We start from the raw sequence: 12,776 nt of genomic DNA, 5'->3' as shown, positions 1-12,776 counted from the left end.
GCTTTATGAAACCCAGGCCCCACACATATCGAGATTTCACCTGCGCCTGACTAAGCTTCAAACTGTTAGAGATTTTCTGCCTTTTCAGGAGGTTCAAATGAAGAAGCTTATTTTAACCCTGCCACTGGCATGCGCGCTGACGGCCTGTGCGTCTTCTGGCCCGCGCTATATGGCTGCCGATGAGCCGGGTGACTTTGGTTACTATGAGAGTGTGCTCGAGAAAAACCGTTACCGCATTGCCTACAAAACAGAAGGCGATGATGCGGGCCTCGCGCGGGATTATGCATTGCTACGTGCCGCCGAGCTAACCCTTGAGAAAGGGTATGACTGGTTTGAAGTGGTTGAGCGCGACACGGACATTGAGCGTGAAGACGGCCATGCCCATGCGGTTACCCACATGCGTGTGCATGCGACCACATACCGTGAATGCGGCATTCTGACCTGCCGCACGGTCACACGTCCGGCATATATTGAGCCGGTGACGACAGAGACACGCTATCGCGGTCGTGAAACGACGGTTACCTTCGTGGAAATTGTCATGGGTGAAGGCGAGAAGCCGGATGGTGGTGCTTTCTATGAAGCCCACGGCCTTGTGGAGACCATGCGCGAACGCCTCTAAACCCCAAAATATGAGTTTGAAGCCACGGCTCTCGGGTCGTGGCTTTTTATTGCACGATTTCCAGAAAACCGCTTGAGACGAGGCGCGAGGTAAGCGCGACACGGATGTCGTCACCTACGTCGCCCGGAATGTCGGCAACGCGGAACTCAGGTGTGTCTTTGATAAAGCGCATCTGCTGTTCAACGCTGCGGTGGATAACAATCTGGTCGCCGGGTTGGCGGAAGTCGAGGTTTTCTGCAGTCACATTAAGTCGCGCCATCGCCAGTGGATGGTGACGCACTTTGCTGCTTACCGTGATCGGTGCCGTGCCCATCTCGGGGCGGGGCAGGGGGGGCAGGTCATGCAGCATGCGTGAATGGCGGTGCGCCAGCATATCCCGGATGAAAATGTCGGATTGGCAGTGCTGATGCAGCTTGGCAACACCTGACCTGATCTGGTCGAGGATTGTGCGGGCGTCCATGTTGCGCGTGTAACTGTCTGCTTGTTTGCCAAGGTTCATGCGGAGTGTCCGGTCAAGGTCTGACAGATAGTCGATCGCTGCCGTGATCGCCTCGCGGGTCGTTACCGGTAAAAAGCCGATCGCGAGGTGGAGGGATTCTCCGGTTGAGCGCACAGTGTGCGGTGTGCCGCGCGGCACATACAGGAGGTCACCGGGGCCGACGTCATAGATGCTGTGCTGGCCAAGCGGTGGCTCGGCCTCGCCAAGGCTTTTCCATGTGTTCGCAAGCATTGGTTCCGCATCCGAAATGAACCATTTTTTGGTCCCCAGAAGCTGGATCACGATCACATCGATTTCGTCATAATGTACTGGCGCTTCAGCGTCCGTCGCGCTCCAGAACGCGACGACGCCCACCGGGTTGCCGACCAGAAACTCAAGCGCGCGGGTAAAGCGGTCCAGCTCGGGCGACAAGTCCGTCATCTCGGGGATGCGTACAGTATAGCCGCGCGAATGGTATTGCCTGATCAGTTCATGGAATTCTGCCGCGCTTTCGACGGGACGTGGTTTCGGCGGTGGTGCAACAGGTGTGCGGATATGGCAGGTAAGTTCGGTCGCGTATTTCGCGAAGCCCGCCAGAATGGAGGCCCTTGGGTCATCACCGATGATCAGGCTGCGATTGCCGGTATTGTCCCCAAGCAGTGCCAGAGGTTTTTTGCTCATATGGTCGCTGAAGAAGGTGTCGTATGGCACCGGCATCAGCAACTTGGACACAATGTCCTGTGCTTCCCGCAAAATCATCGAACGTTCCCCGCGTTGCCGCGTATTTCCTTCTCAATATCCCGCTGTTCTGATGGGCGGTGACCAACCTGACTAGACCATAGGGCTAGCAACGCGCCATGTATAGTTCAAGATCGTTTTCAACGTGAAATTTGATGATGGTAAACAATATCGTTCGTGTAAAGTTTCCGCAATGCACCATTCGAAGAGGCTTGACACTATGAACCTTCTTGGGTGACACCGTGCGCAATCTCTTAAAAAAGTTGCAGATTTTACCGTTTAATTTGCTAGCATGCCCGATATTGATCTCGATGGGGGCATCGTTGCGGATGAGGTCGGTTTCAAGTTTGGTGAGGTCTGCCCATGTGGATGGGCACTTAATCGGTTAAGACTGTTGTGAAACTGACAAAAGCATTTTTTTGGGTTGTTCTGCTGTGCATTTCACCTTTGGTGCATGCGGCGCCAGGGCTTGAGCTCGAGGCTTTGCCGACAAAAGTAGACCTGACCCCCTATCTGGCAGTGATGGAAGATCCGGACAGTCAGTTCGGTGAGAAAGACCTGCAAGACGAGGCATTTAATGCCCGGTTCAAGCGTCTGGATGCGGGCACTGCAAATTATGGTTTCTCCACTTCTGACTGGTGGGTACGGTTTTCGCTGACCAACAATGACGCTGACCTTCACAATGTTATCGTGAAGCTCGACTACCCACTTCTCGACCATGTTGAAGTTTGGGTGTTTTCGGGTGATGAGCTTGTTCGTTCATGGAAAACAGGCAACCGTCATCCGTTCACAACCCGCGCAATAGAACACCGGGACTTCCTGTTTCCTCTCAGCCTTATGCCTGAGGAAGAGCAGACGGTATATGTACGGGTGCGCTCGAAGGGCCCCATAAATATCGGGCTGAGCCTTTTTGGCGACCGCACTTTGGTGCCTGAAATTGAGCTCGAATATCTCATATTCGGCGCCTATTTTGGCGGTTTCATGCTGCTGGCGCTGTGCATTTCGCTCCTGTATCTGATGGACCGGCAGGTAGCACTTCTTTACTACCTTACCTATATCATCAGCTACAGCAGCTACATGCTGGCGTTCAACGGCTTTGCGTTCCAATACTTATGGCCCGAAGCCCCCGAGTTCGGCCAGCTCAGCCGGCCCGTCCTTCTAACGCTATCCATCATTTTCCTGCTTCAGTTCTGCCGCTCGCTTCTGGGTATTCGCAAGCTATCCTACTTCCTCTATCGGGCGGTGACTTTGCTACAACTGGTACTGGGTGGCGTGCTGCTCGCGGTACCGGTGCTGGGCTACGGTATTCTGGTCAAGCCACTGGCGGTATTTCTGCTGCTCGCGCTTGTGCTGGTCATATCCATGGGCGTCGTCGCCCACCTGCGCGGCGAGGCTGCAGCGCGCTACTATCTTTGGGCATGGTCCGTATTCCTTGGCGGGCTGCTACTGTACCTTCTCAAGGTCTTTGCCATCCTGCCGCATAATTTCATCACCCATTACGGCTTTCAGGTTGGTTCGTTTTTCGAGTTTGTCTTCCTGTCTGTCGCGCTTGGCGTGCGGGTGCGGGAGTTGCGCATCCAGTCCAATTATGACGGCCTCACGGGCCTTGCCAACAGGCGGCATTTTGATGAAGAGCTGGAAGAGGAGTTTCAGGTCAGTGACCGGCCGGAAGCGGAACTTTCCCTTCTGGTGATGGACGTTGACCACTTCAAGGATTTCAACGACCGGCACGGCCACGCGGTAGGGGACAGGGTGCTGATCGAACTTGCGCTTGTGCTCAAGAAACAGATCCGCCGCCCTGGCGTTGCGTTCCGCTATGGCGGTGAGGAGTTTGCCGTACTGTTGCCGCGCACTGGCCTTGAAGAAGCCTGCGTGCTGGCAGAGCGGCTGCGGGAACGTGCCAGTGAAGATGTGCCGTTTGAGGGGGTGACTATCAGTATCGGAGTCGTCAGTCGGCAGGACGGCGAATTCTCCGACGCCGCAGAATTTTTTGATGCGGGCGACAAGGCGCTCTACCACGCCAAAAATACCGGTCGCAACCGGGTAACGGTATTTCATGACGGCGTTTGATAATCTGGTGTTCGAGGGTGGCGGTGTGCGCGGTATCGCTTTTGCGGGCGCGCTGAAAGCGCTAGAGGAACAGAGGCTGCTCACCTCGGTGCGGCGGGTGGCCGGTGCGTCTGCCGGCGCATTTGCCGCACTTCTGGTCAGCATGGGCGCAACATCGGAGGGGCTGGCGTCCGCACTCAAGTCAATCCACTTCGAGACATTGGAAGACAGCCCAAACCCACTACGCCTCGCTACGCACTACGGCTTATATAAAGGCGATGTGCTTTATAACTGGATCGAGGCACAGGTGACAAATGCGGGCCTGCCTGCTGATGTCACTTTCAATGGTCTTGCCGCGAGCGGTGCGCGTGACCTCAAAGTTTTTGCGACAGATCTCACGTCCTGTAATACCCGTGAATTTTCTGCGGAATGTACGCCAGATACTTCGGTTGTGGGGGCCGTGCGGGCTTCCATGTCTATCCCGCTGATGTATTCAGCATGGCAGTTTCCTGATGGCAAGCCGGATAACAACATCTATGTGGATGGTGGTACGGTCTATAACTACCCCATTGACGCATTCGATGGCCTTGGCGCGGGGGCGGGTCAAACCCTTGGCTTCTGTTTCCGGAATGCGGCAACGCCCTCAAGGCCCATTGATGGTATGTTCAGCTTTGCCAAAAGCCTTTTCGCAGCACTCCTGAAAGCGCAGACGATCGACTTTATGCAAGACCCTGCGCTTGTGGCGCGTAGTGTGTTGATTGACGACCTGGGCTTCCATGCCACAGACCTTACGCTGTCTGATGATGGGTTCGATCAGCTGTTTGCTTCTGGCTACAAAGCCACAGCCGACTATCTGGCTGTCACAAAGATATAACCTCAAACATAGTTAATGGACACTGGACAGTAACTCAGGCCTTGGGTACTCTCAACCAGTGGGTGTTACACATATCCCTGGGGGCGGGGGCGTTGCATGCATATGCAAAAGAGGGGGAACATATGGCACCTCAAGCCGACAGCGGTAACAAGTTCAGCCTGGATGATACCCGTCCGGGACCTATTGCCCAATTTTTCACTACTCTGCTTGTGCGGCAGCTTATCCCGTTCACATTCGGGATTTTGCGTAAATTGGCGCCAGTTTTTCGCTTTCCATTTACCAACACCGTGATTGTCACCAGTTTCGACAATGTGCAGGAAGTGTTTCAGCGCCAGAATGATTTTCCGGTGCCGTACCAGCGGCAGGTGAACTATCTGGACTGGAACCCCACCTTCCTTCTCGCCATGAAGGATACCCCTGCTTACTGGGAAACTCTGAAGCAGGTGAAGGAGCTATGGCGCATGAGCGACCTCGACTTCGTGCGCCAGATTGCGCGTGAGGTGAGCGAGGAGGAGCTTAAAAAGGCCGGTGGGCGCATCGATGCGATCCAGGGCCTGATGGTACCCGTCACGGAAGCTGTGATTGAGCGGTATTATGGCGTTCCCATCCCTGAAGAGGATAAACAAAGTTTCTTTGACGGCTGTATGCATGTGGCCGGGTTCCTGTTCGGATCGCAGTCCCTCGCGCCCAAGGTGGTGGAAAGCGCGCAGCAGGCCATTTCCATTGTCTGGAAAGTGATTGATGAGGCGATTGCCGCAGCACACAAGAACCCGCTGCCGGACACAACAATCATTGGTCGCTGCCACGCGCAAAAGATTGTCGATGACCAACATCTGCGATCCTACCTCATGGGTATGATCATGGGCTATCTGCCTACCAATACGCTGGCGAACGGCCACGCCTTCGACACCATCCTGCATAACAAGGACGGTTACCGCTTTGGGCTTGAGGCTGCGGGCGCCGGCGACCGAACCGGCATGTTGCATGTGGTGAAGGAAGCGCTGCGCATAAGCTATATCCTGCCCGGTCTATGGCGCACTGTGCCGGAGGATCAGGAAATCGGCATCGGCAGCACCAAGACCTACAAAATCAAAAAAGGCCGCATGGTCTATATCTCCGGCATGTCTGCGATGCTTGATAGCCGCCGCATCGTGAAGCCTTATGAATTCAACCCGAACCGGTCCCGCGATGTGTATCTCATCTATGGCTACCACTTCCATTACTGCGTTGGTGCCGCCATCGCTGATGTGATGATGGAGGAGATTTTCATCGCACTTCTCAAACGGGTGCCGAAACCAGTGGGCAAGATGACCTTCAATGGCAATTTCCCCTGGAATCTGGTGATAACCTACAATAGCGAGGAGTGAGGCATGCCGCTAATTCCAACGCATTTTCAAGGTAAGGCGTTCCCGATGACGGTGATAACGCCGATCCGTCGTGGTTGGCGGAGCCTTGGTTCCCGCATCATACTCCTTGTGTTCAAACATCTGCCGCTCACCATCGTGGGGCAGCTTGCCTTCATTCATTTTGCGCGCTGGATCACGGTGCCGGGCAATAAGCTGCCGCGCCTGAGTGCCGATCAGCCGGTCGAACATTGGCCGTATGATCTTTATGTCTTCACCACCAACTTCAATGGCTCGTGGGACCAGTATATCGATGCCTTTGGCCGCATTCATGCGGTCAGCAAGGGCCTCAATATGCTGTGGTACACAAGTGCGGGCTTCCCGGGGCCTTGGCCCATGCGGCTGTTCAAGCAGTATATCCGCTACTACCAGCAACCGCAGGACCTTTACTATAACGCCTATCCCGGTGCCTCGGTGCGCGATATCGCCAAGGCGAATGAGCTTGAACCGAAGCTGGATGCGTTTCTGGCTGCAACGCATGATGAGCTTTCGAGTGAAGAGTTCGGCAAGCTCTACCGCGCTTTTGTAACCGACGTGTCGCCAATGATCGCAACCACCGGTCAGCTTGAGGCCAGCCAGTCGGCGCTTACCTACCGTGCGCGGCCGCTGGAGGTGACAACATGACCGACCATAGCTTCCTGACCGCCCTGTCGCCCATTTGCCATCACCGGAATGATCCCGGTAACAAGATGCAAAAGCTGCGTGACACGTTGGCCGCCCACGAACAGGAAAATAGCCCGTTCAGCGATTGCCCCATGGTCCATATGGCGCGGCTGCAAATCCTTGACCAGTTGATACCGCCCATGGGCGATACGTCTGGCGCGCATATCAAGACCAAATACCTGCTTTTTGTGGTCGACCTTGATGGCCACATCGATGATTTCCTCGATTGCCTGTACCGCGTGCAGCCATCGTTTGTTGAGGCCGTATGGGGCCAGTGCATTGGCTACCCGGACTATAAGGGTTCGGTCTTTTTCCGGCGCTATATCGCGCGCTGCATGTTCAACAATCCGCTTGGCTATGCAGGTTTCCCGAACAGCGTGCAGGACACGCTGAAGGCTGTATCGCGCAAACAGATGCTGGGGGACTGGGTTTCGGCCCATGAAGGTCTTTCGGACGCCAAGCTCAAAAACGCATGGCAGAAAGACCGCGAGAAATTTGTCCATCCCGATATTCCGAAACCCGGGAGCTTCTGATGACATCACCGGCATCTATCAATACCAAAGACATTCAGGCGCTTTTCAAGGGTATCGGGCTTGGTTGGCCCAAGGGGCGGTTTTATTACTGCGCCTATAAAACTGATGATGCGGGCCGACGGCTCCTGCGCCACCTCAGCCCGCTGACAACGATCCATGACCTTGCCGACAAGCCAGATATTTGTGTCAACGCGGCGCTGACCCATGCAGGGCTGACGGCACTCAAGCTCGATAACGACCTGCTGTTCAGCATGCCGGAAGACTACCGCGACGGCATGCGCCGCCGCGCAGCCATCAACGGTGACTTTGGCGCCAGCAGCCCTGAGAAATGGGATGCCATATGGGATGGGCATCAGGTCCATGTCTGGGTCGGTGTTTATGCGCGCAGCGACGAGAGCCTTGAGGCATGGTGCGCGGGGTTCGAGAAATGGGTGAAGGGTGCGAAGGGCGTTGCCATTGTTGGGCAGCAGGATACCTCGCGCATTGTCTCAAGCCCCGACGTGCCGGTTTATATCGATGACCCCAAAAGCCAACCGGACAAGCCGTCCCTTCTGGAGCAGTTCGGCTTCCGTGACGGCATGGGCAACCCGCCTATCCGCGGCATTATGGATAAACATGTGGTCGGTGGCGGTGTGCTGGACCCAAAAGGCAAATGGCACACCTTTCCGCCCGGTGAGTTCCTGTTAGGCCACATAGATACCAACGGCGAAATTCCACCTGCTCCCAAACCGCCTGCTTTTTCGTGGAACGGTTCCTTCATGGTGCTGCGTAAACTGGCGCAGGACGTTGACCTGTTCCGCGACTATCTGAAGGGGCAGGCCAAAAAGCTTGGCCGGTCCGGTGATGATATTGGCGCGCGTATGGTTGGCAGGCGGCGGGACGGTACACCGCTGATGGCTTCCAAGGGTGACTATGACTTCACCTACGCGAGTGATCCGGACGGACGGCAATGCCCCATGGGTGCACACATCCGGCGCACCAACCCGCGCGACAGTTTTGGCGCAGATTATGGCTCGCTCCTCGTTGACCGGCACCGCATCCTGCGCCGCGCCATCACCTATGGCGACCTCGTGCCGCGCAACAAATCGCAAGCAGAGGTCAACGGCGAGGAAGGGCAGGGCATCATGTTCATTGTTCTCAATGCCAGCATTTCGCGGCAGTTTGAATTTGTGCAGCAGCAATGGGTGAATTACGGCAACGACTTCAACCAGGGCAACGACCGTGACCCGATCGTGGGTACGCAGCTGGAGGACGGAAAATTCATTGTGCCCGGCGACGAAAGTGCGGGCCGAAATACCATGGTCTGCAACGAGTTGAAGCAATTCGTAACGTGTCGCGGTGGCGACTATTTCTTCCTACCCGGTATTGCAGCATTCGAAGCACTTTCAAGCGACGACTGTGATTGGCGGCAGACGGACAACGCTTCCTATTAGGGAAGTCACTGTGGCGGCAAATAATCGTCGCCACAGTGTCATCTTGCTAGCGCAGTTCTCGAGAAACGCGCTTTAGGTGACGCGCCAAGCGCTCATTTACTGGCTCAGGCTCTGGCCCGCCCAGATGGGTCGCCAGCGCTTTTTCCACCATGTAGAAATACGCTTCTCGCGCCATGGGCTCTTTGGGGCTGTGACCTGCTCGCGGTTCTTCGAGGTATGTTACCGCTTTGCCTGCATGCTGCAGTCTGAGCACATAGTCCCGCACATCCAGGACAGACACCTTGAGGTCTTGGGCTCCTGCCCAAATGTATAGGGGCTTGTTTATCTTCTCCCAGTGATAGTCGGGCGATTTCATGTGCATTTTGCGCCGGTCTTCCGGATCATCCGGGTTGACGGCTTGGTCCTTGTAAAACTCGAAGCTCATGCTGAAGTCACCATCATCGCGATTTTTGCGGTAGTGATCGATGGCCTTGGCGAGGTCGGCGGGTGGTGCCCCTGCGATACCGACTTGGTACATATCGGGTGCGAAAGACAATGCACTGAGGACTGAAAAGCCGCCGAAGGAATGACCGAAGATGGCCATGTTGCCCACGCGACCAATCCCGCGCGAAAGGATATAGTTGGTGCCGTCCAGAATGTCCTGAAGCACGCGGCCATCGCCAAATTCACGTTTGCCGCTTGTCATGTATTTGAGGCCAAAGCCCATGGAGGCGCGGAAGTTGGGCTCAAACACCGCATAGCCGCGATTGGCGAGAAACTGGGCACGACCATCGTAGGAACCGTCGACCCGGCCCCAGGGCCCACCATGCGGAACCACAACAAGCGGCACCGACGCCGGGTCACGGCCAAGCGGCAGCGTGACATAGCCTTGCAACTCCATGCCATCGCTTGCGGTGAACCATATCGGGATGCGAGGCGCGACGTTGTCGCGGTGGTTAAGCTCAGCGGCTGTTGCAGGGCTCGCGAGGGGGATGGCGGTGAGCTTCTGTTCGGCGACTGAGAAGAACGAGACTTTCCTCTCGGGCTCATTGGTGCTTTGGTCGATCACAACGAAATGCTCAAGCGTCGCATCAGGAATGATGTGGTAATAGTCTGCCTGCATCTGCGCTTCCAGAGCGGCCATAGCGCCCTTCATCGCATCATTGAGGCCGTAAAATGAGGTGTAGTCATCTCTGTAGCCCACCAGCGCGGGCATGCCCGTGCGCTTGTCGATCTTCACGGAATTGAGGTCGAACGTCCCACCCGGATCGCGATGGATCAACTGGTGTGAACCGTCATGAGGGTTGATTGCATAGACGCCCAGCAGGTCATCACCGAAGTGGCCGCGCATATAAAGCCTGTCTGTGGTCGCGCTATAGCTGATCAAGCCGCAATTGTCCGTTACACCGCAGGTAAGAAGTGTTGTCTCCGTTGTTCCTTCAAGGGTGAGAAGAGCAAGTTGTTTGTCTCTGATCTGGAGCGCAAAATTACGGTCTTCGCCCACGGTAAGGAAATCAGTAACTTCGGTGTCAGGCGTATAAAGCTCTTCCGTCTGACCATCCGCGAAGACACGGGTTAGAACAGGTGGCTGATCACGCTCAATACGGCGCGCGACGAGGAAAGCGTTCGGGTGAGTGGGGTCAATGCCGAAAAACTTTTCTTCAATCTTTCTGTCGAGGTTGATGACATGGGACGGGCGGTCACGTGCAGCGAGGGAGACCCGCGCAATACCTTGGTCTGTTTCCATGAAAAGGTGAGCGCCGTCGGTGGACCAGTGTATGGACCTCAGTATCCTGCTCGTGAAGAGTGTCTGATATGTGCTTTTCGCAAGATCATACAGTCGCACCTGTTTTGCATCACCAGTCTCAAAAATATAGGCGACGAGCTTGCCGTTTGGTGACAATGCAATGTCGCGCAACTCCGCGCGGCGGCTGAAAAAACTGCGGGGCAAGGGCGGTGCGATGTCTCGGGTCTGCACATATTCAATGATAGTGTCGAGCTCGTCTGCGCTTGCGCTCAAGGTCGGTGCGCTGGCGCTCAGTGCGGCGACGACGAGGGCAAAACAAGCCCGCTGCCGCACCCATGCTTTAAGGGGCGTCATGATTATTCCTATCCAAATTGCTGTGTGGTCGACGTGCCGGGCTCCATTGGCCCGGCATCTAGTATGTTAGGTGTCGAGCGCTTCCCTGCGCCATGGGTGCATCAGAAGGAATGCAACAACGGCAGGCACGCTAAGACAGGCACCAAGCAGGGTCCAGGTCACGGTCTCTGCGCGGCTGAGGCCGTGTCGGCGGCTGAGCAGGAAGTTTACCGCAGCCGACACAAGCATCAAGAGGCCTGCCATCCAGTAGATTGGCTTAGGGTACTCGCGAGCCAACAGTTCGCTCGGGCTTGTGTAGTCTGCGTTAGTTGGCTCGACCGAGCTCAGATAGGCATTGTCCATCACGTGGAGGGCAGGGGAAATCTTCTCCATGAAATGACGGACCCAGGCGGGGTGACGCTGTTCCCTATAGTGACGCGCGTTGATCACTTCCACACCGCCGCCCAGCTTGGCGTGCATCACCATGCTGCCGGGCTGGTCAAAACCAAAGAAATTGGGCCCGTAATAGGTCAGGAGATAGCCGTCCACAAGGCGGTAGGTATCGATGCTTGCGATAATGGAAACAGGGACCGGATGTTCGATGACATACTCAGGCACCGCAGCTTCATACTCATCGGCGACCTGGTGAGGGTCGAACATCAGCACATGTTTGTTGGTAACCAGTGCCACGTAGTTTTCGCCCATTTGCGGCCTGCCGATATAGTGTTCACCGGCTTCCGGAGCATGTTTGATATCAAGGCGGCGTTCCGCGAAATTGACCTGATAGATCACCTCGGGTGTCGCGAGGAACTTTTCACCCACCATCGTCGGCACAGTGTTGAAGCGGTCTGCATCTGTGGCGTCATCTGCACTGTCGATGAAACCCTGCATGCCAATCGCGCCAAGCGGCTTTTGACCAATGCGAGAATGGCCGATCATCAGCATCTGGTCGTGCGAGAACTGCCACACATCGCTGGTGCCTTTTGGTGTCAGCGCATACTGCGCATCCTGGGTATGGAGCTGGCCGCGGCGTGGGTAGGTCCATGCGCTGGTCGAAATCCAGCCCTCTTCCGCGAGTTCCGCCTGTTTGGCGTAAAAGTCCGCATTGCCATTGTCGCTGCCCTCAAGGGCATAGGCCACGCGGTCAGCGCCCTTGAGGGACCAGATGAACTCAACGGTGCCATTAATCGGGTTGTTGTCCGGGTGGGTGCCCATGATGAAACGCGGGATGTGATAGTAAATGAGCGTTGACATGGCGAGGCCATAGGTGAGCGCATAACACATCGGCAGTGCCATCAGTGCAATCGCCCACGGCTTGCGTACATGTGTGCTGAGATCAGGCTTGAAGCTGACGATGTTGAGTGCATAGAGCACGGCGAGCACAACCAGCATGGGCGCGAACTGTGCGAAATCATTCGACGGCCGCGGATTCATGATGATGAGCAGCAGGATCGCGAGGAGGATGGACCCCTTGCTGGGATTAAGCGCAGTGAGCGAGCCAACCAGATAGCCGGTGAGCGCACAAAACACCATGAAGAGCACATAGCTATAGTGGCGGGTGTCCACAACCGTAACCGTGAAAGCATCAATGCCTACAACCATGATGAGCCATGGGATGACAAGAACAAGCGCGATCGAGAGCATGCCAGCGAGCGACAGGCCAAAGTAGATCTGTTTGGGCTCCAAGGGGCGGTGCACAAGGTAAGTCCAGTGATTGGCGCGCCGGTGCAGAAGCATCTGTACAAGGCCAAAGGCCAGCGACCCGCCCACGGCGACGATATAGCTGATCGCGGTCATTTCGGGTGGCGCGCTCAGAAACGGGAACAGTTTGGCGAGGAAAGCGTATGCAGCCAGCACTGCCACCATCGCCAGAAGGGTCCATGTGCGGTAGCGCAGGAACTCACTTTTGAAAATCTGCAACATCTTG

At 55.8% G+C, this 12,776-nt stretch carries 10 protein-coding genes; 7 read left to right on the top strand and 3 right to left on the bottom strand.

Translation table 11 applies throughout. The features are described 5' to 3' along the window. Positions 1-97 precede the first annotated feature (97 nt). Entirely contained in the window at positions 98-619 is a 522-nt protein-coding gene (locus B150_RS21255) for a CC0125/CC1285 family lipoprotein (RefSeq protein WP_020400624.1), read from the top strand. Between the two features lie 46 nt (positions 620-665). On the opposite strand, the gene B150_RS0114305 is transcribed toward B150_RS21255, so the two are convergent. Next, on the bottom strand, positions 666-1,856 hold the full coding sequence (locus B150_RS0114305) for a JmjC domain-containing protein (RefSeq protein ID WP_020400623.1): 1,191 nt from the start codon (positions 1,854-1,856) through the stop codon (positions 666-668). 462 nt (positions 1,857-2,318) lie between these two features. On the opposite strand from B150_RS0114305, the gene B150_RS21250 reads away from it, so the two are divergent. From B150_RS21250 to B150_RS0114275, 6 genes are all read left to right on the top strand, one after another. Then, complete coding sequence (locus tag B150_RS21250; RefSeq protein WP_025895921.1) at positions 2,319-3,905, top strand: diguanylate cyclase; 1,587 nt, start codon at positions 2,319-2,321, stop codon at positions 3,903-3,905. Then, a complete protein-coding gene (locus B150_RS21245; protein ID WP_020400621.1) occupies positions 3,892-4,758 on the top strand; it encodes a patatin-like phospholipase family protein in 867 nt (288 codons plus the stop codon). Before B150_RS21250 ends, B150_RS21245 begins: the two co-directional genes overlap by 14 nt. Before the next feature lie 122 nt (positions 4,759-4,880). Beyond that, complete coding sequence (locus tag B150_RS0114290) at positions 4,881-6,125, top strand: cytochrome P450 (RefSeq protein ID WP_020400620.1); 1,245 nt, start codon at positions 4,881-4,883, stop codon at positions 6,123-6,125. Positions 6,126-6,128: 3 nt separating this feature from the next. Beyond that, a complete protein-coding gene (locus B150_RS21240) occupies positions 6,129-6,785 on the top strand; it encodes a hypothetical protein (protein ID WP_025895924.1) in 657 nt (218 codons plus the stop codon). Further along, positions 6,782-7,357 (top strand): hypothetical protein, encoded by a 576-nt coding sequence (locus B150_RS0114280; protein ID WP_020400618.1) that lies wholly within the window; start codon positions 6,782-6,784, stop codon positions 7,355-7,357. The genes B150_RS21240 and B150_RS0114280 overlap by 4 nt, the downstream gene beginning before the upstream one ends. Then, positions 7,357-8,790, top strand: coding sequence for a Dyp-type peroxidase (locus B150_RS0114275; RefSeq protein WP_020400617.1), 1,434 nt, complete (start codon positions 7,357-7,359; stop codon positions 8,788-8,790). The genes B150_RS0114280 and B150_RS0114275 overlap by 1 nt, the downstream gene beginning before the upstream one ends. Before the next feature lie 46 nt (positions 8,791-8,836). On the opposite strand, the gene B150_RS0114270 is transcribed toward B150_RS0114275, so the two are convergent. Together B150_RS0114270 and B150_RS0114265 are read right to left on the bottom strand one after the other, a co-directional pair. Further along, positions 8,837-10,870: an alpha/beta hydrolase family protein gene (locus B150_RS0114270; protein WP_020400616.1), complete on the bottom strand. Its 2,034-nt coding sequence runs from the start codon at positions 10,868-10,870 to the stop codon at positions 8,837-8,839. Between the two features lie 66 nt (positions 10,871-10,936). Next, complete coding sequence (locus tag B150_RS0114265; protein ID WP_020400615.1) at positions 10,937-12,772, bottom strand: MFS transporter; 1,836 nt, start codon at positions 12,770-12,772, stop codon at positions 10,937-10,939. Between the last annotated feature and the right edge of the window lie 4 nt (positions 12,773-12,776).

The organism is Kordiimonas gwangyangensis DSM 19435 = JCM 12864 (genome assembly GCF_000375545.1).
Lineage (GTDB): Bacteria > Pseudomonadota > Alphaproteobacteria > Sphingomonadales > Kordiimonadaceae > Kordiimonas > Kordiimonas gwangyangensis.
Note: the sequence above shows the minus strand (reverse complement) of the source record. Positions and strands in the feature narration are given on the sequence as shown.

What these genes read in the sequence shown, in the direction of transcription:
- B150_RS0114280 (WP_020400618.1), top strand. Translation starts at nt 6,782, where the DNA reads ATGACCGACCATAGCTTCCTGACCGCCCTGTCGCCCATTTGCCATCAC.
- B150_RS0114265 (WP_020400615.1), bottom strand. Translation starts at nt 12,772, where the DNA reads ATGTTGCAGATTTTCAAAAGTGAGTTCCTGCGCTACCGCACATGGACC.
- B150_RS0114290 (WP_020400620.1), top strand. Translation starts at nt 4,881, where the DNA reads ATGGCACCTCAAGCCGACAGCGGTAACAAGTTCAGCCTGGATGATACC.
- B150_RS0114275 (WP_020400617.1), top strand. Translation starts at nt 7,357, where the DNA reads ATGACATCACCGGCATCTATCAATACCAAAGACATTCAGGCGCTTTTC.
- B150_RS21245 (WP_020400621.1), top strand. Translation starts at nt 3,892, where the DNA reads ATGACGGCGTTTGATAATCTGGTGTTCGAGGGTGGCGGTGTGCGCGGT.
- B150_RS21255 (WP_020400624.1), top strand. Translation starts at nt 98, where the DNA reads ATGAAGAAGCTTATTTTAACCCTGCCACTGGCATGCGCGCTGACGGCC.
- B150_RS0114305 (WP_020400623.1), bottom strand. Translation starts at nt 1,856, where the DNA reads ATGATTTTGCGGGAAGCACAGGACATTGTGTCCAAGTTGCTGATGCCG.
- B150_RS0114270 (WP_020400616.1), bottom strand. Translation starts at nt 10,870, where the DNA reads ATGACGCCCCTTAAAGCATGGGTGCGGCAGCGGGCTTGTTTTGCCCTC.
- B150_RS21240 (WP_025895924.1), top strand. Translation starts at nt 6,129, where the DNA reads ATGCCGCTAATTCCAACGCATTTTCAAGGTAAGGCGTTCCCGATGACG.